Source organism: Pseudarthrobacter sp. LMD1-1-1.1 (assembly GCF_040676255.1).
Classification (GTDB): domain Bacteria; phylum Actinomycetota; class Actinomycetes; order Actinomycetales; family Micrococcaceae; genus Arthrobacter.
Genome location: NZ_JBEGHP010000001.1, coordinates 902,441 through 925,188, shown reverse-complemented (window position 1 = coordinate 925,188; position 22,748 = coordinate 902,441). Strand labels below are relative to the sequence as shown.

Annotated in this window: 22 protein-coding genes, 1 other RNA gene and 1 pseudogene; 5 read left to right on the top strand and 19 right to left on the bottom strand. The window is 64.0% G+C overall.

All coding sequences use genetic code 11. From position 1 onward, the window contains the following. The first annotated feature begins 207 nt into the window (after window positions 1–207). Together MRBLMD1_RS04455 and MRBLMD1_RS04450 are read left to right on the top strand one after the other, a co-directional pair. Complete coding sequence (locus tag MRBLMD1_RS04455) at window positions 208–1,317, top strand: acyltransferase (protein WP_364397759.1); 1,110 nt, start codon at window positions 208–210, stop codon at window positions 1,315–1,317. 10 nt (window positions 1,318–1,327) lie between these two features. Continuing rightward, entirely contained in the window at window positions 1,328–1,792 is a 465-nt protein-coding gene (locus tag MRBLMD1_RS04450) for a pyridoxamine 5'-phosphate oxidase family protein (protein ID WP_364397757.1), read from the top strand. 55 nt (window positions 1,793–1,847) lie between these two features. Here the strand turns inward: MRBLMD1_RS04450 and MRBLMD1_RS04445 are convergent, their stop codons facing one another. Continuing rightward, window positions 1,848–2,903 carry a zinc-dependent alcohol dehydrogenase family protein gene (locus MRBLMD1_RS04445; RefSeq protein ID WP_364397755.1) on the bottom strand — a complete coding sequence of 352 codons (1,056 nt, stop codon included), beginning with the start codon at window positions 2,901–2,903 and terminating at the stop codon, window positions 1,848–1,850. Window positions 2,904–3,090: 187 nt separating this feature from the next. Between MRBLMD1_RS04445 and MRBLMD1_RS04440 the strand changes: the two genes are divergently transcribed. Both MRBLMD1_RS04440 and MRBLMD1_RS04435 read left to right on the top strand, forming a co-directional pair. Continuing rightward, complete coding sequence (locus MRBLMD1_RS04440; RefSeq protein ID WP_224026497.1) at window positions 3,091–3,561, top strand: pyridoxamine 5'-phosphate oxidase family protein; 471 nt, start codon at window positions 3,091–3,093, stop codon at window positions 3,559–3,561. A 48-nt stretch (window positions 3,562–3,609) separates the two neighbouring features. Further along, entirely contained in the window at window positions 3,610–4,650 is a 1,041-nt protein-coding gene (locus MRBLMD1_RS04435; RefSeq protein WP_364397752.1) for a zinc-dependent alcohol dehydrogenase family protein, read from the top strand. On the opposite strand, the gene MRBLMD1_RS04430 is transcribed toward MRBLMD1_RS04435, so the two are convergent. The 16 genes and pseudogenes from MRBLMD1_RS04430 to MRBLMD1_RS04355 form a co-directional block, all read right to left on the bottom strand. Then, window positions 4,620–5,645 carry an ATP-dependent 6-phosphofructokinase gene (locus tag MRBLMD1_RS04430; protein WP_364397750.1) on the bottom strand — a complete coding sequence of 342 codons (1,026 nt, stop codon included), beginning with the start codon at window positions 5,643–5,645 and terminating at the stop codon, window positions 4,620–4,622. The two genes, MRBLMD1_RS04435 and MRBLMD1_RS04430, sit on opposite strands and share 31 nt — an antisense overlap. Further along, window positions 5,642–8,827: an HAD-IA family hydrolase gene (locus MRBLMD1_RS04425; RefSeq protein ID WP_364397748.1), complete on the bottom strand. Its 3,186-nt coding sequence runs from the start codon at window positions 8,825–8,827 to the stop codon at window positions 5,642–5,644. The genes MRBLMD1_RS04430 and MRBLMD1_RS04425 overlap by 4 nt, the downstream gene beginning before the upstream one ends. Before the next feature lie 57 nt (window positions 8,828–8,884). Beyond that, window positions 8,885–9,349: a pyridoxamine 5'-phosphate oxidase family protein gene (locus tag MRBLMD1_RS04420; RefSeq protein ID WP_364397746.1), complete on the bottom strand. Its 465-nt coding sequence runs from the start codon at window positions 9,347–9,349 to the stop codon at window positions 8,885–8,887. A gap of 145 nt (window positions 9,350–9,494) precedes the next feature. Further along, window positions 9,495–9,863: a transfer-messenger RNA gene (gene ssrA / locus MRBLMD1_RS04415) on the bottom strand. Window positions 9,864–9,936: 73 nt separating this feature from the next. Then, a complete protein-coding gene (gene smpB, locus MRBLMD1_RS04410) occupies window positions 9,937–10,410 on the bottom strand; it encodes an SsrA-binding protein SmpB (protein ID WP_364397744.1) in 474 nt (157 codons plus the stop codon). 83 nt (window positions 10,411–10,493) lie between these two features. Then, the gene (locus MRBLMD1_RS04405) at window positions 10,494–11,924 is read right to left on the bottom strand and encodes a peptidoglycan DD-metalloendopeptidase family protein (RefSeq protein ID WP_364397742.1); all 1,431 of its coding nucleotides are present in this window, start codon (window positions 11,922–11,924) and stop codon (window positions 10,494–10,496) included. 27 nt (window positions 11,925–11,951) lie between these two features. Next, on the bottom strand, window positions 11,952–12,866 hold the full coding sequence (ftsX, locus tag MRBLMD1_RS04400; RefSeq protein WP_224026502.1) for a permease-like cell division protein FtsX: 915 nt from the start codon (window positions 12,864–12,866) through the stop codon (window positions 11,952–11,954). Next, window positions 12,863–13,651 carry a cell division ATP-binding protein FtsE gene (gene ftsE / locus MRBLMD1_RS04395; protein WP_159631593.1) on the bottom strand — a complete coding sequence of 263 codons (789 nt, stop codon included), beginning with the start codon at window positions 13,649–13,651 and terminating at the stop codon, window positions 12,863–12,865. Before ftsE ends, ftsX begins: the two co-directional genes overlap by 4 nt. 196 nt (window positions 13,652–13,847) lie before the next feature. Then, the gene (gene prfB, locus MRBLMD1_RS04390) at window positions 13,848–14,963 is read right to left on the bottom strand and encodes a peptide chain release factor 2 (RefSeq protein WP_159631592.1); all 1,116 of its coding nucleotides are present in this window, start codon (window positions 14,961–14,963) and stop codon (window positions 13,848–13,850) included. Window positions 14,964–15,017: 54 nt separating this feature from the next. After that, window positions 15,018–15,464, bottom strand: coding sequence for a pilus assembly protein TadG-related protein (locus tag MRBLMD1_RS04385; protein ID WP_159631591.1), 447 nt, complete (start codon window positions 15,462–15,464; stop codon window positions 15,018–15,020). Beyond that, complete coding sequence (locus MRBLMD1_RS04380; RefSeq protein ID WP_414703663.1) at window positions 15,461–16,030, bottom strand: hypothetical protein; 570 nt, start codon at window positions 16,028–16,030, stop codon at window positions 15,461–15,463. Before MRBLMD1_RS04380 ends, MRBLMD1_RS04385 begins: the two co-directional genes overlap by 4 nt. Before the next feature lie 55 nt (window positions 16,031–16,085). Then, window positions 16,086–16,502: a TadE family protein gene (locus MRBLMD1_RS04375; protein WP_364397738.1), complete on the bottom strand. Its 417-nt coding sequence runs from the start codon at window positions 16,500–16,502 to the stop codon at window positions 16,086–16,088. 3 nt (window positions 16,503–16,505) lie between these two features. Then, the gene (locus MRBLMD1_RS04370; protein ID WP_364397736.1) at window positions 16,506–16,802 is read right to left on the bottom strand and encodes a hypothetical protein; all 297 of its coding nucleotides are present in this window, start codon (window positions 16,800–16,802) and stop codon (window positions 16,506–16,508) included. A 77-nt stretch (window positions 16,803–16,879) separates the two neighbouring features. Then, window positions 16,880–17,821 carry a type II secretion system F family protein gene (locus MRBLMD1_RS04365; protein WP_364397734.1) on the bottom strand — a complete coding sequence of 314 codons (942 nt, stop codon included), beginning with the start codon at window positions 17,819–17,821 and terminating at the stop codon, window positions 16,880–16,882. Beyond that, window positions 17,818–18,675, bottom strand: a complete 858-nt coding sequence (locus tag MRBLMD1_RS04360) for a type II secretion system F family protein (protein WP_364397732.1) — start codon at window positions 18,673–18,675, stop codon at window positions 17,818–17,820. The genes MRBLMD1_RS04365 and MRBLMD1_RS04360 overlap by 4 nt, the downstream gene beginning before the upstream one ends. After that, window positions 18,672–19,022: pseudogene (locus MRBLMD1_RS04355) on the bottom strand (CpaF family protein); the annotation flags it as partial. The gene MRBLMD1_RS04360 and the pseudogene MRBLMD1_RS04355, both read right to left, overlap by 4 nt. A 280-nt stretch (window positions 19,023–19,302) precedes the next feature. Between MRBLMD1_RS04355 and MRBLMD1_RS04350 the strand changes: the two are divergent. Continuing rightward, window positions 19,303–21,339 (top strand): hypothetical protein, encoded by a 2,037-nt coding sequence (locus tag MRBLMD1_RS04350; RefSeq protein ID WP_364397730.1) that lies wholly within the window; start codon window positions 19,303–19,305, stop codon window positions 21,337–21,339. A gap of 368 nt (window positions 21,340–21,707) precedes the next feature. Here MRBLMD1_RS04350 and MRBLMD1_RS04345 read toward each other — a convergent pair whose 3' ends face one another. Continuing rightward, window positions 21,708–21,920 carry an HNH endonuclease gene (locus tag MRBLMD1_RS04345; RefSeq protein WP_364397728.1) on the bottom strand — a complete coding sequence of 71 codons (213 nt, stop codon included), beginning with the start codon at window positions 21,918–21,920 and terminating at the stop codon, window positions 21,708–21,710. A gap of 398 nt (window positions 21,921–22,318) precedes the next feature. Beyond that, window positions 22,319–22,708: an HIRAN domain-containing protein gene (locus MRBLMD1_RS04340; protein ID WP_364397726.1), complete on the bottom strand. Its 390-nt coding sequence runs from the start codon at window positions 22,706–22,708 to the stop codon at window positions 22,319–22,321. Window positions 22,709–22,748: the final 40 nt, after the last annotated feature.

Here is a 22,748-nt window from a genome sequence, read left to right as displayed (position 1 = left end):
CCGGATTCAGTTCCGCTCTCGGCGGTCGGGTGCCCTCAGGGGCCTTACGGAAGTCAACGATGCAGGGCACGAATCCAGTCCCGCGCCGGCTACGCCTTCGGTGAACGGTGCCGGGGCAGCGCTGCACTTTGCGAGGGGGTACCCTCGACGCCCTCAATATTCCATCAAGTAGAGAAATACCGCTTTCGTCGCTGTTAGCTTGGGGCAATGTCACGGGGGAACCACGGACCAGCCGTTGCGGAGCAGCCGGCAAAGGTCCGCGTCGAATGGATTGATGCGGCACGGGGCCTGTGCGTCGTCGCGGTGGTGCTCTTCCACGTTGGGTTGTGGCACTTCCTCCGCTTCGAGCACGAGGCCAGCGTTGCGTTCACCTTCTGGGACATGGTGGCAACCGGACTTGGCTCGGTCCGCATGCCGCTGCTCCTTGCCGTCTCCGGAATCCTTGCCGCCTCCAAGGTCCGCAACGGGTTCGGGAACGGCAGGGCGTGGAAGTACAGCCTGAACAACTACTACCTGTACGCCGTATGGCTGCTTCTCTATGCACTGCTCAGCATCGTCCTGGCGGGTTCGCCGCGGCCGCAGCGGGTTGTCTCTGCCGGCGATTTCTTCCTGCAGCTCATCGCCCCGGACACTCCCCTCTGGTTCATTTACGCCCTGGCCGTCTACGTCCCGCTGCTGGCCCTCTGCAGGAAACTCCCGTCGTCGGTGGTCCTGGCCGCTCTTGCAGCCCTGAGCATCATCACCGCCGTACTGGTAGACAGCACCGCCGGCCAGTGGGGCAAAGTCCCGGAGCTTGCGGTCTTCTTCGCCGCCGGTGTCTACGGAAAGAACATCTTCCTAAACATCGCGGGCGCCCGCAGGCTGCGCTGTCTCGCTGTGTCACTCCCGGCCTTCGTTGCCCTGATGGCGCTGCCGGAGATCCACCCCGGACTCGATCAGGCCGTCTTCATAGTTCAGGGATTGGCCGCTGTCATTGCACTGGTAGCGGTGATCAGTGCGGTCACCAGGTACCGGCCCATTGCGGTGGCAGGGTCGTGGATTGGGCGGCGCACGCTTGGCATCTACCTCCTGCACACGCCCATCATGGATTTCCTTGTGCTGGCTTTCCACGGCCCTTTGTCGCCGGTTGGGCCGGCCATTTCGAAGTCATTGCCCATCGCGCTGATCTACCCGCTTGCCTTGACCGCGGCCGTCATCGCCGCCTGCGTGGGGGTCGAATCCCTCTTCAGGAGATGCGGGTTGACGTTCCTGTTCCGACGTCCGGGCGCCATGCCGGGTCCTGTGCCCACCCGTGCGCGGCTGCTGTCCAGGCTCTAGGATCGGTAGCATGACTGATTCGCCTGCCGGGTCCCGGACCGAACTGTTGAATCCTGACGAATGCTGGCGGTATCTTCGGTCCTCCTACATCGGCCGGCTGGCAGTCATCAACGGTGACGTGCCCGAGATCTTACCGGTGAACTTTTCCGTTGCCGGGGAAACGCTGGTGTTCCGCACGGCACCGGGCACCAAGCTGCGAGCCCTGCTCAGTGGCGCAGTTGCAGCCCTGGAAGTGGACGGGCTCAATCCGTACGCCACGGAGGTCTGGAGCGTGGTGGCCAAAGGCAGGCCGGAACCCTTCGATGAGGAACGGATGGCGTTGCCGGACGCCGATGCCGACCGGGAACCGTGGGAGCCGGGTATCAAGGACCATCTGGTGGCCCTTACCCCCACGGACATCACCGGGCGGCGTTTTGCCGTGCGGTCGCGCACGCGGTGGTGGCCGCCGGTCGACTTCTCCGCGGACTGGCTCTAGGTCCCGGCAGCCCCTCCGCAGTTCCCGCCAGGCCTGTGCAGTTCCAGCCAGGACGTCACGATGTGAGGATCACCTTGAGCGCCTTGGTCTCGGCAGCCCGGGAGAACGTGTCGTAGGCGTCGAGGAACTGGTCGAAGCCGAAGTGGTGCGTGGCGAATTTCTCCGCCTTGATCTTCCCCTGCGCCACGAGCCTGAGCAGCATGGGCGTGGTGTTGGTATTCACCAAACCCATGCTGATGTTGATGTTCTGGATCCATAGATTCTCCAGATGCAGTTCCACTGGTTTTCCATGCACCCCGACGTTGGCCACAGATCCGCCGGGCCGCACTATCCCGGTGCACATGGAAAAGGTTGCAGGGACGCCCACGGCCTCGATGGCGACGTCGACGCCGCGCCCTCCGGTCAGGGCCATGACCTGGTCCTTCCAGTCAGCGCTGCCCGAGAGAACAGTGTCCGTGGCGCCGAACTCCGTGGCCTTGAGGAGGCGGTTGGCGTCCAGGTCAATGGCTACGACGGTGGCCGCCCCATAGAGCCCGGCCGTGGTGATCGCCGCCAGTCCCACGGGCCCGGCACCGACCACCGCCACAGTGTCGCCTGGCTTCACCCGACCGTACTGGACGCCGATTTCAAACCCGGTGGGAAGAATATCGGACAGCATCACCGCCTGCTCGTCGCTGACGCCCCCGGGCAGCAGGTGCAGCGAGTTTTCGGCGTAGGGGACCCGGACATACTCCGCCTGGGTCCCGTCGATCAGGTGGCCGAAAATCCAGCCGGTGCCTTCCTGGCCCTCGGCTCCCAGGCAGTGCGAATAAAGTCCCGTCCTGCAGTTCGCACAGTGGCCGCAGGATTTAATGCAGGAGATGATGACGCGGTCGTTCACCTTCAGTCCGGCGACGGACGGACCGGTTTCCACAACGGTTCCCACGCCCTCATGGCCCAGGATGCGCCCCTGTTCGACGGCGGGAACGTCACCTTTGAGGATGTGCAGATCCGTGCCGCAGATGGTGGTGGTGTCGACTTTGACGATGGCGTCACCAGGTTGCTGGATCTTGGGGTCCGGGACGTCGGTCCAGGACTTCTCCCCGGGTCCGCCGTAGACGAGGGCTTTCATGGGATTCTCCTTAGGCTGAAGGCCGGCCCTGTGGCATGCCGGGCGGCTTGCGCGGACTGTGCAGCCCCAGCAGGCATCCCACAGCGTCCCACCGGGCCGGGCGGGTCCCAAGTGCCATAGGTCCTCCCTTTTTCGCCGGGCCTTTATGCCCTTTCCGGATGCCGGAGAGTTGCCTACGCTGTGGCCTATGACTGACAACACGAACGTACCTGTCCCGGAAATCCTCGATGCGGAAGAGTGCTGGACCCTCCTCGGCCAAACCGGGGTGGGGCGGCTGGCCGTCATCGCCGACGGCCATCCCGACGTCTTTCCCGTCAACTACAAGGTGGACCGCCAAACGCTGGTTTTCCGGACCGGTGCCGGCACCAAGCAGCAGGCCATCGAGTCGGACGCCACCGTGGCGCTGGAAGCAGATGCTGTCAGCGCACAGTTCGGCCTTGCGTGGAGCGTCGTAGTCAAGGGCAAGGCCGTTGAAACAGTGCCGACAGGGCCTGACCTTGATGACATCCGGCGGGCCCTGTTTCCTTGGCAGGGCGTGGGGCAGGAGCATTTCATCCGCATCACGCCGGAGTCGGTAACGGGACGGCGCTTCACCATGAACGCCCCACTTTTGTGGCAGAGCCCCCTGGACGACGCGACCCGGGCCGGCTTCGAGTAGGCGGGCCGCCGCGAGGCACGGGCCTGCAGGCTCCGGGCAGGAGAAACAGTGCGCGCATGGTGGGTTAATGAGCCCGGCGCCATATCCACCCGTCCACTGGTACAGGGGATCCGCGCCGCGCCCCGGCCGGCAGCCGGTGAAATCCTGGTGGAAGTGAGCGTCTGCGGCGTTTGCCGCACCGATCTCCACCTCGCCGAGGGAGACCTGCCTCCGCGGCACCCGCAGGTGGTGCCCGGGCACGAAGCAGTCGGCGTCGTCATTGAAACGGGGCCGGACTGCTCCCGCTTCAGGCCCGGTGACAGGGTCGGGGTGGCATGGCTGGGCGGTGTCTGCGGCCGCTGCGACTACTGCCGCCGCGGCGACGAGAATCTGTGCGTGGCACCGGTGTTCACCGGATGGGACCGGGACGGCGGCTATGCCGAGCAGATGACTGTCGCAGAGGACTTTGCGTACCCGCTACCCCCGGTCTTCACCGACGAACAGGCCGCGCCGCTGCTCTGTTCCGGGATCATCGGATACCGGGCCCTGAAGCGCGCCGCCCTGCCCGTTGGCGGGCGCCTTGGCATCTACGGCTTCGGCAGCTCTGCGCACATCACGGCCCAGCTCGCGCTCAAGCAGGGCGCCTCCGTGTTCGTGATGACGCGTTCTGAAAGTGCCCGGGAGCTCGCACTGGAGTTGGGAGCCGCGTATGCGGGAGACGCTTACGACAGTCCGCCGGTACCGCTCGATGCTGCCATCCTGTTCGCCCCGGTGGGCGGCCTGGTCCCGGTCGCGCTGCGTGCCCTGGACCGTGGCGGGACCCTGGCCATCGCCGGGATCCACCTGAGCGGCATCCCCTCCCTGGATTACGGCAGGGAACTCTTCTTCGAACGCCAGGTGCGCAGCGTGACAGCCAACACCCGGGCCGACGGGCGGGAATTCCTGGCCCTCGCCGCCCGGCTTTCCCTGGCCATCACCACCACGGCCTACCCGTTCGAGGCTGCGGACCGGGCCTTGGAAGATCTGGCAGCCGACAGGGTTACGGGATCCGCCGTCCTGCGGGTCCGGCCGGACGACAGTCAGCCGAACAGGACAGCGGCTTCCTGGTAGCGCGCCTCCGGCACCACCTTCAGTGCCCCCAGCGCTTCCTCAAGGCCAACGTTGACAATGTCGGTGCCCCGGAGCGACACCATGGTGCCCCACCGTCCTGCCGCAGCGGACTCGACGGCGGCCAGGCCAAGCCGGGTGGCCAGGACACGGTCGAAGGCTGTGGGTTCGCCACCGCGCTGGATGTGGCCCAGGACCGTGGCGCGGGTTTCGATGCCCGTCCTCATCTGCAGTTCCCCCTCCAGCAGCAGTCCGATGCCTCCCAGGCGCGGCCGTCCGAAGGTATCCAGGCCGCGGGGAGCGTAGGGGGCCGGGTGGCCCTCGGGCGCGAAGGCCTCGGCCACCACGACAAGGGGCGCCCGCCCGCGGTCCCGGGCTGAGACCACCCATGAGCAAACCTGGTCCATGGAGACGGGATGCTCGGGCACCAGGATGGCGTGCGCACCGGAGGCCATTCCCGCATGCAGTGCTATCCAGCCCGCATTGCGGCCCATGACCTCCGCAACCATGCAGCGGTGGTGCGATTCACCTGTGGTCCGGAGGCGGTCGATGGCCTCGGTGGCAGTCTGGACAGCCGAATCAAAGCCGAACGTGTAGTCGGTGGCACCGAGGTCGTTGTCGATGGTCTTGGGTACCCCCACCACGTTGATGCCCTGCCCGCACAATTCGCGGGCCGCCGCCAGGGTGCCCTCTCCCCCGATGGCAATCAGGCCATCGAGGCCGTTGCGGCGGAAGCAGGCACGCACACCATCGATCCCGCCACCCGCCAGGGGGTTGGTCCTGGACGTGCCCAGGATGGTCCCGCCCAGGCGTGAGATCCCCCTGACGCTTGTCCGGGGCAACGGAACAACGTCCTGCTCCAGGACACCCCGCCACCCATCCCGGAACCCCAGGAATTCGTACCCGTGCGCAACGTCCCCGCCCAGCACGGCTCCCCGGATGACCGCGTTGACCCCCGGGCAGTCGCCCCCACTGGTGAGGATCCCCAGCCTCTTCATGACGCCGCCACCCCCGGATCCTTTGCAGGTATGGGGAACTGCCGGGTCTGGCCGGGTGGAAGGACCACATCATTGCCGGACACGTGCACTGTGATGGGGCCGGCGTCACCGGGTGCGGAAGCGATGCTCATGTGCCCGTCCTTAAGGTTGACCCGGAGGCGGTGGCCCCGGTACAGGACCTCAAAGGCTACCGCACGGAGCCCCGTCGGCAGGTTGGGAGCGAACAGGATGGTGTCGCCGCTGAACCGCAGCCCCGCAAAGCTGCGCTGGACCACGTCGATGGTTCCGGCCATCGCACCTAAATGGATACCCGTGCGGGTGGTGCCGTGCTGGGTGTCGTCGAGGTCAGCGTCGAGCGCTTCCCGGAAGCTGTCCCATGCCCGGTCCGCATCCAGGCCTGCCAGGACAGAGGCGTGTGCCACCCGGCTCAGCGTGGACCCGTGGGCCGTCCGGGCCAGGTAGTACTCGATGGTCCGGTTGAGTTGTTCCTGCGTAAAGCCGTAGTGCAGCCGCTGGAGGATGGCGATCAACCCTTCATGGCCCAGGAGGTACGGGAGCATCAGGACATCCGCCTGCTTTGCCAGTTTGTAGCCGTTGGTTGCGTCGTCTTCAGCTTCGAGGATCAGGTCCAGCCGTTCAATGTCGCCGTACCGGTCCCGGTAGTGTTCCCAGTCGAGTTCCTGCAAGTTCCCGTAGCCTTCGAACTGGCTGATCACGCCGTCACTGTGAAAGGGCACGTACATGGCGGTTCCCATGTGCGCCCACCCGGCTGTTTCCTCCTCGCTGACTCCAAGGCGTTCCATGAGTCCGGCACGCTCGCTGCCGTGCAGGAAGGACATGATGCCTGCTGCCTGCGAGCAGACCCAGGCCGCCATGACATTGGTGTACGCATTGTCATCCAGCCCGGGTTTGTCGCGGCCGGGATAGCCCGTGTGGTACTCGTCCGGTCCCACCACGTCCCGCAGGTGGTACCTGCCGCCGTGGTCGTCGTAGGCCGCCAGGGAGTGGAAGAACCGGGCAACCTCGATGACCAGCTCAGCCCCCTTCTGGACGAGCCAGATCTTGTTTCCCGTGGCCTGGAAGTACTGCCAGGCATTGAAGGCCACGGCCAGGCCGGAGTGGACCTGCAGGTGCGAGTGGTCCCGCACCCACCTGCCGGACCTGTCGTTGTACAGCCATTTTGGGGTTTCTTCGGTCCCGTCACTTCCGCTTTGCCACGGGAACTTCGCGCCTGCGAGTCCCTCCGTGGCAGCCGCGTGCCGGGCCGCCGGAAGCCGGCGCCACCGGTAATCGAGCACTGAGCGGGCAATATCGGGAGTCCTTGAGGTGAGTACCGGGAGGACGAACAGCTCATCCCAGAAGACATGGCCTCGGTAGCCCTCGCCGTGCAGGCCGCGGGCGGTAACGCCGGCGTCCAGTTCAGCCGTGTGGTGTGTCAATGTCTGCAGGAGATGGAAGATGTGCAGGTTGAGGACCAGCCGCACCTGGACCGGCGCGTCAATCTCCACCAGGAACGGACGGAGCTCGCGCCGCCATGCCTCCTCGTGCGCCGCCAGCAATGCATCGAAGTTTCCGCCGGTACGCTCAAGGACCGCACGGGCCCCCGTTTCCGGCGAGGCGATGGCCCGGTCGCGGGACGTCACCACCGCCACCGTCTTGGTGATCTGGACCGGGATACCGGCCTCGAGGGAGAGCCGCAGGGTCCGGAAGTGGAAAGCCCCTTTCCTGCCCACCTCGGTTCCGGCCGCCCCAGGAGAAACATGGGTCCGGTAGGCTGCGGCGATGCGGATCAGGCTTTGGGTGGTTTCAACTTCGACGACGGAGGCGGCGTCCGGGGGCAGGTCCTGGTCCGGGCACGGCGGGGCTGTCCTGTCTGCCAGGTGGACATCGGATCCTTGGGCGCGTTCGGGCAGGTTGGCATTGCGGACACCGGCATTGATTCCGCTGCGGACCTCAACTGCTCCGCTCCAGCCCAGTGCCGTAATATCCGTTTGAAGGGCCAGCAGGTGGGGTTCGGCCATGGACGCAAAGCGGGTCTGTACCACTTCCATACGCCGCCGGTCCGGACCCTCCAGTAACAGCCTTCGCTCCAGCACCGCCCTCTTGAGGTCCAGGACCCTCCGTTCGCGCACCACGGCCATGCCGCCTTCCGACCACCATTGCCGGCCGGGCAGGCGAAGATCAAGGGGAAGGCAGTCGGGTGCGTTGACCATGTGTTCTTCCAGCAGCATCTCGTCGGCGGACTTTGCCCTGACACGGTTGTAGACGCCGGCGAGGTACATTCCTGCGTAGCTGAACGGACCACCCTCCGGCGCCGCCCCACGGACGCCCATGTAACCGTTGCCAAGGGTGGTCAGGGCTTCCCGGTGTCCCTCGTGGGCGGCGTCGAAACCTTCGAACACGAGGTGCCAGGCATTGCCGATGACCTGGCCCAGGTCCAGCTCTCCCACGTCGTTGAGGACTGTTCCGGCGCCCGCGGCTTCGAGCTGCCTGCGGTTGCCGGTGCGGTCGATCCCCACCACGAGGCCAAAACCGCCCCGCCGCCCTGCCTCAACGCCTGCAGCGGAGTCCTCAATCACCACGGCATGCGATGGAGCGACTCCCAGCCTGGCTGCCGCCTCAAGGAAAGCGTCAGGTGCCGGCTTTCCCTGCAGCCCAAGACGTGCCGCCGCCGCTCCGTCCAACACCACGGTGAAGAAGCCCTGTATGCCCGCTGCCGCCAGAACCGACGCGGCGTTCCGGCTTGACGTGACGACGGCCGTTGGCACCTCCGCGCGTGCGAGCCGTTGCAGCAGTTGCAGCGTTCCGGGGTAGCTTTGGACGCCATCCCGCTGGAGGTGTTCCAGGAACAGGGCGTTCTTCCACCGGCCCAGGCCGAATCCGGTCCAGGTTCCGGCCTCATCTGCCTCCTGGCCTATTTCAAGATGCACTCCCCTGCTTGCCAGGAACCGCACCACGCCTTCCTCGCGGGGCATGCCATCGATGAAGGTGAGGTAGTCCGACCTGCTGAGCGGGGCACGGTTGGTACCGGATGGAATCCTCGGGTCCTGCAGGATCCGGTCGAAGGCGTCCTTCCATGCGGCATGGTGGACCAGGGCCGTGTTGGTGACCACCCCTTCCAAGTCGAAAATGACGGCGTCGAACGGAGGCTTGGCAGCGGCGGCGGTGGGGGACGCGATCATAGGTCAGTGCTACCAGCAAGGAGTCGTTCAGCAAAGGGCCGATGGGCCCGCCGCCGGCTACGCAGTGTCCCTGCCCGCACGTTGCCCCACGTGGTTCCACCAGGTCAGCGGGGACCTGATGGTGAAGCGCCTGCCGCTGACGGAAGTGGGGACGATTCGGACAAAGTGGTCCTTTTCTCCGGCCTGCCAGGGAAACAACGTGAGGCCCGCCCCGGACAGGAGCTCCTCTGACGGCTCCAGGATGACGGCCTTGCCTTTGACCAGCACGCTCCACGCCTGGACGTCGTCATGGCCGTCTGCTTCAAGCGCGACGGCGAGTGGTCCCCCGGCGGCCCGCAGCTTGGTTCCTTCCCCGGTGCGGAAGATCACCGACTGTTGATCCACCTTGTAGTTGACGGGGAAGACTTCCGGATATCCGTCCACCAGCACGGCCAGATGGCCGACGGACACTCCGTGCAGGAGGTCCCAGCATGTTCCGGCGTCCAGTACTTCAGTGGGCGGTTGCGGCGGGTCGTTATGCATGGACTGGACGGTACCGGCCTGCCGGGCCACCCCGCTAGAGCATTTTGGCCCGGACGTGGATCATGGGCAAAGAAAAACACCCCGGTCCGAAGACCGGGGTGTTTTACGAAGCGGGCCGGACATCCTGTGGATGTCCGGCCCGCCGGGGTGGAGATGGGGGGAATTGAACCCCCGTCCGATGTCGTGTTGTCAGGGCTTCTCCGGGCGCAGTTTGCGTCGGATTTTCTCGGCCCCAGCCATGCCGCAAACAGCTGGCTGATCCGGGCCCAGCCATCTAAAAGTCCCGTTTACTCCGATGACGGGAGCAAACAGCAGTGGCTATCTAAATGACGCCAGGATCCGGGGCGATAGCAACCCCGGGCTGACGGACTGTCTTACTGCTTAGGCAGCAAGAGCGAAGTCAGTGCGCTTAGATTCGGCACTTATTGGTTTGCAGAAAGCGTTTACGAGATAATTCTGCATCCTCGGCCCGCTTCACCTGTCGCGACTAACACCGTCGAAACCGATCATCCCCGTATTTTGTTACCAAACCGGCTGGCAAGCCTGCCGGACTATCCATACTAACGCACGCCCTGCCGAAATAATTCCTAGCGGCGGCGGTTGCGTTCGCGCATCTCGCGCTGGGCCTCACGGTTGTCCTGCTGTTCCCGCAGCGTCTGCCGCTTGTCATACTCACGCTTACCGCGGGCCACCGCGATTTCCACCTTGGCCCGGCCGTCCACAAAGTACAGCTGGAGCGGCACGATGGTGTAACCGGCTTCCTGGACCTTGCGGGAAATCTTGATGAGCTCCTCGCGGTGCAGCAGCAGCTTACGGCGGCGGCGCGCAGCGTGGTTGGTCCAGCTGCCCTGGTTGTACTCGGGAATGTGGATCGCTTCCATCCACAGTTCGTCCTTGTAGAACGTGCAGAATCCGTCCACCATCGAGGCGTGGCCCTCGCGCAGGGACTTCACCTCGGTGCCCATCAGTGCGATGCCGGCCTCGTAAGTGTCCAGCACGTGATAGTCGTGCCGGGCCTTGCGGTTGGTGGCCACCACCTTACGGCCACTTTCTTTAGGCACGGGAAAACTCCTCGGGTTCAGGTCGGATGCTTCCGGGCCTTTGGCCCGAAGCTATACAAGTCTACGGCAGCGGCGCTTGTCCCCTAGAGCAGACCCATGGGGTCCACAGCCCTGCCGTTGAGCCAGGTTTCGAAGTGGGCGTGGCAGCCGGTGGAGTTGCCGGTGCTGCCCGAGTACGCGATCAGCTGGCCCTGCGAGACCCGCTGCCCGTTTGAAACCACGATGCTCGAGTTGTGGTAGTAGATGGTGGTCAGGGTGTTGCCTTGCATCACGCCATGATCGATCTTGACGCGCCACCCGCCACCGTCGGCGGAGTTCCACCCGGAGCTGAAGACCTCCCCGGCAGCCGCCGCATACACGGGGGTGCCGCAGGCGGCACCGAAGTCGATGCCGGTATGCATGTAGCCGCCGGTGCCGTAGAAGTCGATCGTTCCCGGCGGAGTGGTGCGGTATCCAAAGCCGGAGGTGATGGGAATGCTGCCGTCAAAGGGATGGCGGAGGCCAAAGGCCGACGGCGAGCCGGCCGCCGGCGGTACGTACGGCTGGACGGGCGGGGCGGGGCGGTTCGCTGCCGCGGCTGCGGCGGCAGCGGCTGCAGCTGCGGCCTCAGCCTGCCGGCGCTGTTCTGCTTCCCACGCCTCGCGGGCCTTGCGGTCACGTTCAGCAATTTCGTTGGCCACCTGGTTCTGGTTGGCCTGGACACCGGCCAGCTGCGCCTGGATCCCGGGCTTGGCCGCCTGGAGCTGGGCATCGAGCCGGGTGGTATCGGCAATCAGCTGGTCAACCTGGGCCTTCTTGGCCGCAGCCTCATCGCGGGCCGCTTTCTCCCGCTCCAGCGCGGCGTCTGCTTTGGCCTTAAGGTCCTTGATCTCCGCTTCGACGGCCTGAAGCCGTGCTTCGGAGTTGACGTTGGTGGCATTCTGCTGGCTGAGCTTGTCCATGGCAGCGTTTTGGCTGCGCATGGCCTGGTCCGCGAGGTCCATGGTTTCGGTCAGGCTGCTGCCGCTGTTGGAACCGAAGAAGAGCGATAGGTTGGAGGGAACGCCGCCGGACTTGTAGGCCTGGGTGGCGATCTGCCCGATCAGTTTTTTGGTGTCCGCGATCTTTTGCTTGTCTGTTTCCAGCTGCTGGGTGATCTTGGCTTTGTTCTGCTGGGCCATGTCCACGCGGGCCGACAGTGCTTCGACTTCCTTGACCGCGCCGGCGACCCGCCCCTGGGCTTCAAGCAGCGCCTGTTGGGCACCCGGCAACTGGCCCTGGTAGATCACCAGGTCACCGGCGGCCTTGGCAATCCGGGAATCGACGAACTCCAGGGACGCCTGGACACGCGCAGCCTCAGCCTCGAGCGCAGCCTTGCGGTCTTCGAGGTCGTCTGCGAAAGCGACGGGTGTCGCAACGGCCATCCCGGCGGAAAGGATGATGGTGAGGACGCCGCTGACGATCCCCAAACGGCGGGCAGCGGTCCGCCCGCGGCTGTGCCGGGGGCGGTGCAAGGTCTGATCAGTTACGTTCATGGGCATTCCTCGGTCGGTGTGCACAGCCTAAACGCGCAAATATCTGCGTAAGGTCAAGAGAGACGAAATTCCTGCCAAGGATCCGCCAAGGACCAGCAGCGCCGGTGCGAGGATCAGGGTCTGGCCGGAGGAGATGAAGGCCGTGTCAGGGTACTGGCGGGACATGTAGTCACCCAGGAAGAACTGGGCCACTGCCCACAGGGTGCCCGAGGCCAGGGCTGCACCGATGACCGCCGCTATGACGCCCTCGAGGATGAACGGCAACTGGATGACGGTCTTGGATGCACCGACAAGCCGCATGATTCCGGTTTCCCTGCGCCTGCTGAATGCAGAGAGCCTGATGGTGGTGGCGATCAGCAGGATCGCGCAGACGATCATCACACCTGCGATGCCCACTGCCACCAGGGAAGCCCCGTTCATCACCGAGAAGAGACGCTCGAGCAGCTGGCGCTGGTCAATCACCGTTTCCACGCCTGGCTGGGAGGAGAAGGTCTCGCTGATGATCTGGTACTTCTCCGGGTCCTTCATATTGATCCGGAACGATGCCGGCAACTGGTCCGGCGTCACGGAATCAACGATGGGCGAGTTGGAGAACTGGTCCTTGAAGTGCTTGTAGGCCTCATCCTTGGACTCGAACTGGAAGTCATTGATGTACTGCGCCACGGCCGGTGACTCCAGGAGCGCGTTCAAGCCCTGTTGCTGCTCAGGGGTGACGGGCCCCGAGGCGCAACCCGGCGCCGTCGAACCTTCGCTGCAAAGGAAGATGGCCACCTGGACCTTGTCGTACCAATAGCCCTTCATCTGGTTGATCTGCATCTGCAGCATGCCGGCCGCGCCCACGAATGTGAGGGACACGAACGTGACCAGGATGACTGAGACCACCATGGAAAGGTTGCGGCGCAGGCCGCTGCCAATCTCGGAAAGAATGAATGCGAGCCTCACCGCTGGGCCTCCCCTTCGGCACCGTTGCCCGGAAGACCGGCGTCGGGCGCTTCCCGGCCGCTGGCGTCCTTCAGCCGCCGGGACTGGCCGACGACGGGGATCATCGAGGTGTACAAGGCCCTGGCTTCGTCGCGGATCACCACGCCGTTCTTGAGTTCCACCACCCGCTTGCGCATCTCGTTGACGATGTCGTCGTCGTGGGTGGCCATCACCACCGTGGTTCCGTTCTGGTTGATCTTGTCCAGCACGCCCATGATTCCCATGGAGGTGGTGGGGTCAAGGTTTCCTGTCGGTTCGTCCGCGAGGAGGATTCCGGGCCGGTTGACCACGGCGCGCGCAATGGCAACGCGCTGCTGCTCGCCGCCGGACAGCTCGTGCGGCATGCGGTGTTCCTTGCCTTCGAGCCCTACTGTTTTGAGGACCTCGGGGACGGTGTCGCGGATCACGCTGCGGCTCTTGCCGATGACCTGCATGGCGAACGCCACATTGGCGAACACGTTCTTCTGCGGCAGGAGCCGGAAGTCCTGGAAGACGACGCCGATGCCGCGCCGGAGGCGGGGAACACGCCAGCTGGAAATCTTGGCGACATTCTGGCCAGCGACGTACACGGCACCGGAGGTGGCGCGGTCTTCCTTCAACACCAGCCGGAGGAAGGTGGACTTCCCGGAACCGGAAGCACCCACGAGGAAGGCGAATTCGCCGCGGTCGATCTCAAGATTGACGGAATCCAGTGCCGGTCGGGCTTTCTGGTCGTAAACCTTGGTGACATTTTCGAATCGGATCATGGCCCTAAGTACCCTGCAGGGCATGGCTGATCCGTCTGATGCAGCCCAGTTCTGCAGCCGGTGCACGGGTTTTCGTTTGGGGAAAGTAGGGCCCCGGCCCCTCGACTATACGCAGGATGGCCGGCGGTTGGGCGGGCTTTCGGTGGCGTGTCGCCGGATCAGCCGGCGGGCAGCCGGGAGGATCCGGGAGGACCGCCTACTTTTCAGCGTTGCGGTTGTCAGTACGCCAGCGGATGCCCGCGTCGATGAAATCGTCAATCTCGCCGTCGAACACCGCGGACGTATTGCCCACCTCGTGTTCGGTGCGCAGGTCCTTCACCATTTGGTACGGGTTCAGGACATAGGAGCGCATCTGGTCACCCCAGGAGGCCTTGACGTCGCCGGCCAGCGCCTTCTTTTCCGCGTCCTCCTGTTCCTTCTTCAGCAGCAGAAGCCGGGACTGCAGCACGCGCATGGCAGCTGCGCGGTTCTGCAGCTGCGATTTCTCGTTCTGCATGGAGACCACGGTGCCGGTGGGAATGTGGGTGAGGCGGACGGCGGAGTCAGTGGTGTTGACCGACTGGCCACCCGGGCCGGAGGAACGGAATACGTCCACCCTGATTTCGTTGTCCGGGATCTCGATCGAGTCTGTCTGCTCAATCAGCGGAATGACTTCAACGGCTGCAAACGACGTCTGGCGACGTCCCTGGTTGTCGAACGGGCTGATCCTGACAAGGCGGTGGGTGCCGGCTTCCACGCTGAGCGTGCCGTACGCATACGGCGCCTTCACCTCAAAAGTGGCTGATTTCAGTCCGGCTTCCTCCGCGTACGAGGTATCCATGACCGTGGTGGGGTACCCGTGCCGCTCAGCCCAGCGGAGGTACATGCGCATGAGCATTTCGGCGAAGTCCGCCGCGTCCACGCCGCCCGCACCGGCCCTGATGGAGACCACAGCTTCGCGTTCGTCGTATTCGCCGGACAGCAGGGTGACCACTTCCAGGTCCTTGAGGGCCTTCTTGATGGACTCGAGTTCGGCAGCGGCCTCCCCCATCGAGTCGGCGTCGTCCTCGTCCTGCCCGAGTTCCACCAGGACCTCGAGGTCGTCGATCCGGGACTCCAGGTTGGTGAGGCGCTCCAGTTCAGACTGGCGGTGGGACAGCCTGGAAGTGACTTTCTGCGCGGCCGCGGGATCGTCCCAAAGGTTCGGTTCCCCCGCCCGCTCGCTGAGTTCGGCGATGTCTTCCTTGAGCGCCTCCACGTCGGTGACGCGTTCGATGGACTCGTAGGTGGCGCGGAGCGCGCGGATTTCAGCGGAAAAATCAATATTGGCCATGGTGGTTTAAGCCTACGCTATCGGGGAATACCGGCCGGCTCGGCGGCCTGCGTCCTACCGGGTCAACCGCGAGCGCGCGGTTGACGTCGCTTCAATGGGGATGCCGTCGGGTATCAGGAAATTCACCACAGGCGGGTGGACGGCCGCTGTGAGGACCACGACGGCGGTGGAACCGTCCGGCGTACCCGTTGCCCCCGCGACGGTAAGGCTGGAGAAACGTTGCGAGGCAGGGCTCCTGGCAACGAAGTCGGCTGCCACGTTCCGGACGCGGGAAGGGTTGAGGACTGCCGAGGGGCTGCCGCCCTGTGTTGAGACTTCCCCCAGCGTGTAGCTGTCCGCAGCAGCAAGCGAGGCCCCGTCCGCCAGGGACAGCAGGCGCTTGTGCTCCAGATAGACGGCGGATATTCCGATGACCACCGTCGCCACCAGGAGCGCCAGGACCACATAGCCGAGGATCATGACCATCAACTGGCCGTTCTCGTCCGGTTCCCTGCGCTTCATCGGTACCGCCCTACCAGCTGGGAGGATGACGCTTGAACCTCTGTGGCGGACAGCCCCTCGGCAAAGGGGATGAACGGCAGCGGCACACTCAGGCTCACCGTCACTGTTACCGTACTGCCCGCCGCCTGGCAGTCTGCGGGGCTGCAGGCGGTGGTCATGCTGGCCCGGTCCGCCTGGTGACCGAAATCGGAGAGGGCAAGTGCCACCGCCTGCTCGGCTGCAGCCTGGGCGGTTACAGCATCGGGCTGGGCCACGTAGACCTTCGCTGCCTGGTCCGCGGCGCCCACCACGGCGAAGGAGCCTCCCTGGATCTGCCCGACCGTGATGACGAAGTACACAAGCGGGACCATCAACAGGAGTGCAAGGAACGTAAACTCGACCACTGCGCTTCCCTGATCATGTGTCAGGCGCGGCTGGTTCCCGCTTTTCCGGCAGGCAGGCGCGGACTCCTGGGATGTGTCTCCCGGGCCGGCGTCCCCGGACCGCTCTCGACAGAGTGCTTCTGCCAGGCGGGTCCGGAAGCGCAGGTGCGCCTTGGAGCCCAGCACCGGATGGCAGCCGGGCATTCCTTGGAAGCAAGGCTTTGTTTTCCAGCCGGGCATTGTTTTCCAGGTGGCTGGGTCAGGGCTGAACGGCTGCATGCCCCTTCACCTCCAGCAGGTCCCGCGGCCCAATGAGGCCAATGACAGGCATGGGAGAGCGGACCGTGACTTCCAGGGTGCGCATGCCGTGGACGTCCACTTCCTGGGTACTGATGTGTTCCGCGAAGCCCGGGTTGAGGGCCAGGCTTATGAGGCTGCGGGTCCGTTCTTCGGCGTCGGAGGCATTGCGGTCAGCGAGGGTTCCGTACCGCGCCCCGGAGGCGGCAGCATCGATGAGGGTGTTCCGGACATGGAGGACCAGTGTCAGCTGGACTATCGCCAGGAAGAACACCGTCAGCAGCCCGCCGACCAGGACGAAGTCCACCACGGCCGATCCCCGCTCGCCTGCCCGGGACAGCGCCGGCTGCTCAGCCGTGCGGGGAGCAGCCCTCCTCATGGTTCAGTTCCCCACCTTGTCCATTGCCTGGTTGAACATGGCCTCAAGTGCAGGGCCTGCGAGCGCCAGCAGGGCCGCCACCAGGACCGCTGACATCAACGTAATCATCACCCAGCCCGGTACGTCGCCGCGCTCGGGATGATCGCTTTCGGCTGCCGGCGCCTCCCGGCGGTAATCGGAACTGGCGTCGTACTGTGCGGCCTGACGCGGGTGCAGGCGAACAGCCCGGATCATCTGGAGCTGCAGCAAGGCCGCCAGGGAAAGAAGCAGCGTCGCCCAGCGGTTTCCCATGGTTTTCATCTTTGCGTCCTATTCCTGTTTCGTTGAGGGGACTTGAAGGGTGTTGCTGAAGTGCGGGCTTCGGGTTGTACTCATCGTCAGAAGCCCAGGTTGATGGCCGCGAGACCGGGGAACACCGCGAAGACCACGGTCAGGGGAAGCACTCCGAAAACCAGCGGGACCATCATCGCGATCTCCTTCTTCCCTGCGGCTTCCATGAGGTCGCGCTTCGCTGAATCGCGTACGTCCTGCGCCTGGGCGCGGAGCACGTCTGCGAGGGGTGTGCCCCGTTCCACCGCGACGATGATGCCGTCGACGAACCTGACCAGCGGTGCAAGGTCGGTTCGCGCGGAGAACTCCTGCAAGGCCTGGACCAGGGGCTTGCCTGCCCTTGTCTCCGCGAGGATCTTCGAGAATTCCTTGGACAGTTCGCCTTTCGCACTTCTGCAGACGCGGTCCAGGGCGCCTGTCGCGCTCTCCCCTGCGCCGACCGCCAGGGCCATTAGTTCGGCAAGGCTGGGGAACTCTGCCATCATCCGGGTTTCCCGTCGCCGGACCTGGACGCCGAGCCAGTAATCGCGCAGCACAAAGCCCGCTGCAGCACTGCCAATGATCACCCCGGCCGCGAGGAAAGGGCCGAACCTGCCCGCTGCGGCACCAATGAGGATGACGGTGAGCGAAAAAACGAAACCGGCCGCGGCCCACAGCAACTGCTCGGCTCGGAAGTCGATGGGTGACTTGTTGATTCCAGCCTGGGCAAGCCGCCGCGAGGTGGCCCCTGGCGAGGGGTTGAGTCTTCCCAGGGCGGACAGCCAGTCGCGGAAGACGGGACGGAGGATCCGTTCAAGGGGGCCGAATGGCGTGAGGTTCTGCTCGCCTGCGCGAAGGAGTCGCGACTCCAGGTTCTGCGACTTCAGCTGGGGCTCAATCCGCTCCGACAGTGTCAGGGGGCGCATCGGAGGGGACCGGAAAATCACGAGCCACAACCCCAGGCCGAGGCCGATTCCACACGCCACCGCTGCAGGAGAAGAGAGAATCATCGGAGCACCCTTTCGTCCTGCGGCAGCGCCCCGATCTTCAACATGATCGTGTAGCAGACCAAAGAGACCACCAAGCCCCCGAGCAGTACTGCGGCACCCATGGGCGTGTTGTATGCCTGGATTGCCTCGGGCCTTGTCGCGAGGAGGATCATCACGATCCACGGCGCAGCAACGGCGAGCCGGGCGGCATTGATGGTCCAGGACTGCCTCGCCTCGAGCTCGCTGCGGGTCCGCGCGTTTTCCCGAAGGAATTCAGCCAGTGTGCCCAGAAGCTTCCCCAGATCGGAGCCGCCTACTTCGCGCGTCAACCGGAGTGCTTCGATGATGCGGTCGGCAACGGGGTCGGCCAGCCGGTGTTTCAGCTTGTTCAGAGAGCCATCGAACTGGCCACCGGCGCGGTAGTCGGCACCGAACTCGCGAAAGAGGGGCCGCAGTTCCTCGGGCCCCTTGTCCCCGAGCTGGATAAGGGCTTCAGGCAGGGGCAGGCCTGCCCGGATTGCAGACCGCAGGTGATCGACGACGTCGGGCCAGAGCTGGCGCAGCATTGCCGTCCGTTTCCTGGCCCGCCAGCGGAGCATGGTGATCGGCAGCCACGCGCCGAAGAGCCCGAAGCAGCCGGCGATAGGCCAGGAGCGGCTAAGCGCGTAAAAGAGCAGTGCCACAAAGATCCCCAGCCCAAGGCACGTCCCCACCAGGCCGCGCGCCGAGACTTTGTCGACCCCGGCGGCCGCGAGCAGGTCGCCCACGCGGCCTGGCTTACGCTCGCGCTGACCGCGGCTCGGCGTTTCCCAGCACGACCACCAAATGAGGAAGAGGCCAACCCCGGCGACCGCTCCCACCAGAGTGGCCGTCATCGCGGTTCCAGCAAAGCGGCGACGTCGTACCCGGCCCTCGAGAATTTCTCCGCCGAAGGCATGGCGTTGGCGCGGGGATGCAGGGCGCCGTTCTCCAGGCCAAAGACCAGGGATGATTCGATGATGCCGTTCTCCACGCGGCGGCCCAGCGACAGGATCTGCGTGACTTGCCGCCGTCCGTCAGGATGCCTGCTGCAGTGCACGACGAGATCGATGCAGGATGCGACAGTGGGAACAACGAAAGCACTGGAAATGTTCTCGCCCGCCAATAGCGGGAGCGTGCATATCTTGGTGACTGCATCATGTGCCGAGTTCGCGTGGACAGTACACATTCCCGGCAGGCCGGAATACGATCAGACACAGTGCACACTCTGGCACCTGCGGGGAGAGAGGGCCGAGCCTTCGCTTCCCGCGCCCGCGGGGATGCAGGAGTGATGCTGTGGCCGGGCGCTCGAATCGTTTGGTGCGAATACAAGGACCTTTACCTACGTCCGCGGAGGCCCCAATACAGCATCGACCCAGATATTCACCTCAGCGACGCTGACGAAAAGCGACACGGTCTTGCCGCGCACCTCGCGCTTACGACGATGGGACAATCATCGTGACCAAAGTCGAACGAGTGGGGAAATGACAGAAGAATTAAGCATGGAGCCCTTGAACTGGACTGTGCGCAACGGCTCCATGCCAGTTATGCCGGGTAGCAGTCGAGACTTCAAAGAGCATTTGAAAGCCGTACTAAGCAGTGTGAAGCGTGACGTGTTCAATGACCCGCAAACGTCCATGCGCGACACTAGCGGAAAGACGCGACCGCTCTCCTGGTATGCCAATCAACTAGCGCCGGCGGGACTGCTAAAACGACAACCCGATCTTGGGATCCAACTAACGCCTTTTGCCCTAGCGTGGCTGGAAACAGACTCGCCCGAGATATTAGCCCGCGTTTTTCACCGCCACAACAGATACATTGGCGAACTCATGTCCCACTTGGCTGATGGTCCGAGGACGATTGTTCAACTCACGGCGTTGGCTAACACCGACTTTCGTCTCGGCTGGAAAAGCAACGACCCAGTTCGGCGACGAGTGAGTTGGCTTACAAATCTCGGCTTTTTATACGACGCAGGGGATCTTCGACACGGCCTCACTGAATCGGGCATGGAACTTCTAAAGTCTCTTTCGGTTGCCGAGCCGGCACTGCTTTGGCCCGAGCAGAGTGCCTCGGAGCAAGTCGAACTTTCCCGCCCAGGGCCAGAGGTAGCTGGCCTTTTGGATGCACTCCGTTCGGACGATTCGGAGCATGATAGACGGGGTCACGTCGTCTCTTACATCCCCACTTCGAGTGGAATGACGGCCGTTGATTCGTTGAAGCTCCTTACGTCTGCTGCAATTCCGGAGATCAATGTCGAGAACTTCGATGCCCTGTGCACCCAGCAATTCGGTATCAAGTCAAGTTCGGCAAAATCGGCGCTGACCACTATGCGCACCCTCGGGCTCTACAGAGCAGCAGGTCGCAATAGATTTACAGCCTCCCCGGCGGCTCAGGAATGGCTGGACGGCGGCGATGACACTGCCCTAATTCGAATCGCTCACTACCACGTCCGTTTTGTCGGCGAATTGCTTCGCCATGTGGACTCCCTTAAGCGGGCACCGAACCTGCATGAACTGGCAGCTTCTGAGTACGGGGTGGAAGCGGCCAACAGCTCGACGACATCTCGCCTGATGCAGTTGCTATACGCCACCGGCATGATCCATGATGTCGCGTACGCGCAGTATGAGACGACTCCCCTAGGAAGGCTCCTGCGGGAAGAACTGCCCCTGGCAACGCCAAAATCAGAGCGTGAACGAGCCGCGATACTCTCAGGTCTGGCGCCTTCTGAAGTAGTCAGCGATCTCGATTCCCTTGTAGCAGAACTGCGGGAGGCATCCGTCGACTCGGCCAATCCCACAAGGTTTGAAAAGAGCATCGTAGCCGCCTTTGAGAGCCTTGGTGTAAGCGCCCGGCACCTTGGAGGGGCCGGCCGAACCGACGTGCTGGTCGACTTGGGCGTGGGGGCGGTCTCAAGTGGACGCGCAATCGTCGATGGCAAGTCAGCAGGCTCTGGAATCGTGACCGAAAAGGCAATCAGCTTTCAGGCCTTGCGCGAGCATCGAAAAAAGCACGCTGCTAAGTATGCGGCGGTAGTTGCCCCATCATTCCAGGAGGGGCGGCTGCACGAGTGGGCACACGAGGAAGATGTCGCTCTGATCTCGATCGACCAGCTCGTCACTGTGTTGCAACGTCAGCTCGTCACACCACTCGCCCCATCGGAAGTTGCACTGCTATTCAAGCCCTCGGATGGGTGGGCAAACCTGGTCGACCTATGGGATGGATACGACCGAACCAACGAGCTAACTCGACTGGTGGTCGCAAGCCTAGTACGTGAAGCAAAGGAAGATGATCCCCTACTTGGATCGTCGCTGGACACTCGAAGCATCTACCGGGAACTTCGCGACCACATCCATCCCCGCCCGTCGGAAGAGGAACTACAAGGAGTTCTGTCATTTTTGTCCGCACCGTTCGTGCGGCTCGTTGAAGCGGGAAAAACCGGCTACACGCTATTGGAGTCCCCAGCAACGGCCGCCTATAGGCTGCGCTCCTTGTCAAGAGTGCTGGAATCAACGACGGAGTAACCCCCATGAGTTCTTTACCAACAGACATGCTCATTACCTATGGCTGCACCCAGTACATGCTGAGGGTGCTCGGAGGCTAGGCCGGCCGGACTTGCCTACTTCCGATTCTGTCGCGGCCCAAATGTCCACCAACCCTGTGGGAGTTACGGATCTCTTCCACATCGTCAATTTTCGGTTTGCGAAGGAATCGCGTGTATGCGGCAATCCTTCGGCTCACACCGCTAGCCGCGCTGCTTTTCCACCCGAACTTCGTATGCCAGAACGCTCTCCTGCGTCGTCCCAAACTCCCCACGGCCGCACGGAGGCGACCGCGCAGGTTCAAGTACTGCTTGACCAGTCGTTCGGGGAACCTCGCAGAGGGGCTTTCCTCATTCCCCGAGGGCGAATCTCAGCCGCGCGCTGACCCGCACCGCCTCTTCGTTGGAATAACCATCCTCGCCGAGCATGAGGTTGCACCACCGATGGGCCGTCCTGAGGTTCTCCGGGTCGTCCCCGCCATCGAACAGGCCAATAGATTCAATATGATCCAACGTCGGGTAGCGGTCGTCGGTCGGCCTCGCTTCGGGGTCGGTAGGAAGCATGCACACCTGGCATACCAATTTGTCCCGGTCCAGCACGAACTTCCGATGTTTGCTGTGACGGCTAACCGCCCGGCGCCTTCGTGCCGACGGCGAGACCGACAGAACGTCGGTAATGCCCTTTCGGCGCTTGCACTCGGGGCACCGGCAGCTATCCGACCGCCCCTCCCTGTCCAGCAACGCACGGCGGCATGTCTCATGCTCCTTTGCAAAATCGGCTCGAGATTGACCAGCTTCGTAAGGCCCTGCCCAGTAGTCGGCCTGACACCCCCAGCACATACCCAAGGAGTTGGCGGCCGCCCGCCGCATGAGCTTGCAAATGGTCGAACAGTAATCCCGGCTCCTGCTGTGGGACTCGAACTCGGCGCCGCACCCCTTACAGATCACTTGCTCGCGAATCACTAGCCCGCCGCCGTGCCCACCGATTTAGCAAACGCCCTGAGCTTTGGCATGGTAGGAAGGTCCACCCACATGCGGATCGAGTTCGGTGCAGGTGCCGCGCCGCCAACCCGGTAGGCACCGAAGCCGAGCTCGTCAAAGATGGGAGCCAGGGAGGCGGCCTTCGCTTCCGTCAGATGACCTATCTTGCGTCCCATGCCGTACACGGCGACGGCGTTGACGTCCCACTTGTTCTTCGGCTCGCGGACGAGCAGATACTCGGTGCCGCTGTGCTTGTAGCGGCCGGCGTCGGTGACCCAATACGCCGAGCCGACAATCCGGAACCGGCTGGACGGCAGCTCGCGGAGGTCGAGGATGGACATGGCGGCCTCGTCAAGCATGACCTTGTTCACGCCAGCGGCCTTCGGCGTAGGCTCCTGCTCCGGTTCCGGC

Coding starts and splice junctions, on each gene's coding strand:
- MRBLMD1_RS04455 (WP_364397759.1), top strand. CDS start 208: ATGTCACGGGGGAACCACGGACCAGCCGTTGCGGAGCAGCCGGCAAAG.
- MRBLMD1_RS04450 (WP_364397757.1), top strand. CDS start 1,328: ATGACTGATTCGCCTGCCGGGTCCCGGACCGAACTGTTGAATCCTGAC.
- MRBLMD1_RS04445 (WP_364397755.1), bottom strand. CDS start 2,903: ATGAAAGCCCTCGTCTACGGCGGACCCGGGGAGAAGTCCTGGACCGAC.
- MRBLMD1_RS04440 (WP_224026497.1), top strand. CDS start 3,091: ATGACTGACAACACGAACGTACCTGTCCCGGAAATCCTCGATGCGGAA.
- MRBLMD1_RS04430 (WP_364397750.1), bottom strand. CDS start 5,645: ATGAAGAGGCTGGGGATCCTCACCAGTGGGGGCGACTGCCCGGGGGTC.
- MRBLMD1_RS04425 (WP_364397748.1), bottom strand. CDS start 8,827: ATGATCGCGTCCCCCACCGCCGCCGCTGCCAAGCCTCCGTTCGACGCC.
- MRBLMD1_RS04420 (WP_364397746.1), bottom strand. CDS start 9,349: ATGCATAACGACCCGCCGCAACCGCCCACTGAAGTACTGGACGCCGGA.
- MRBLMD1_RS04405 (WP_364397742.1), bottom strand. CDS start 11,924: ATGAACGTAACTGATCAGACCTTGCACCGCCCCCGGCACAGCCGCGGG.
- ftsE (WP_159631593.1), bottom strand. CDS start 13,651: ATGATCCGATTCGAAAATGTCACCAAGGTTTACGACCAGAAAGCCCGA.
- prfB (WP_159631592.1), bottom strand. CDS start 14,963: ATGGCCAATATTGATTTTTCCGCTGAAATCCGCGCGCTCCGCGCCACC.
- MRBLMD1_RS04385 (WP_159631591.1), bottom strand. CDS start 15,464: ATGAAGCGCAGGGAACCGGACGAGAACGGCCAGTTGATGGTCATGATC.
- MRBLMD1_RS04380 (WP_414703663.1), bottom strand. CDS start 16,030: ATGCCCGGCTGCCATCCGGTGCTGGGCTCCAAGGCGCACCTGCGCTTC.
- MRBLMD1_RS04375 (WP_364397738.1), bottom strand. CDS start 16,502: ATGAGGAGGGCTGCTCCCCGCACGGCTGAGCAGCCGGCGCTGTCCCGG.
- MRBLMD1_RS04370 (WP_364397736.1), bottom strand. CDS start 16,802: ATGAAAACCATGGGAAACCGCTGGGCGACGCTGCTTCTTTCCCTGGCG.
- MRBLMD1_RS04365 (WP_364397734.1), bottom strand. CDS start 17,821: ATGATTCTCTCTTCTCCTGCAGCGGTGGCGTGTGGAATCGGCCTCGGC.
- MRBLMD1_RS04360 (WP_364397732.1), bottom strand. CDS start 18,675: ATGACGGCCACTCTGGTGGGAGCGGTCGCCGGGGTTGGCCTCTTCCTC.
- MRBLMD1_RS04350 (WP_364397730.1), top strand. CDS start 19,303: ATGACAGAAGAATTAAGCATGGAGCCCTTGAACTGGACTGTGCGCAAC.
- MRBLMD1_RS04345 (WP_364397728.1), bottom strand. CDS start 21,920: ATGCTTCCTACCGACCCCGAAGCGAGGCCGACCGACGACCGCTACCCG.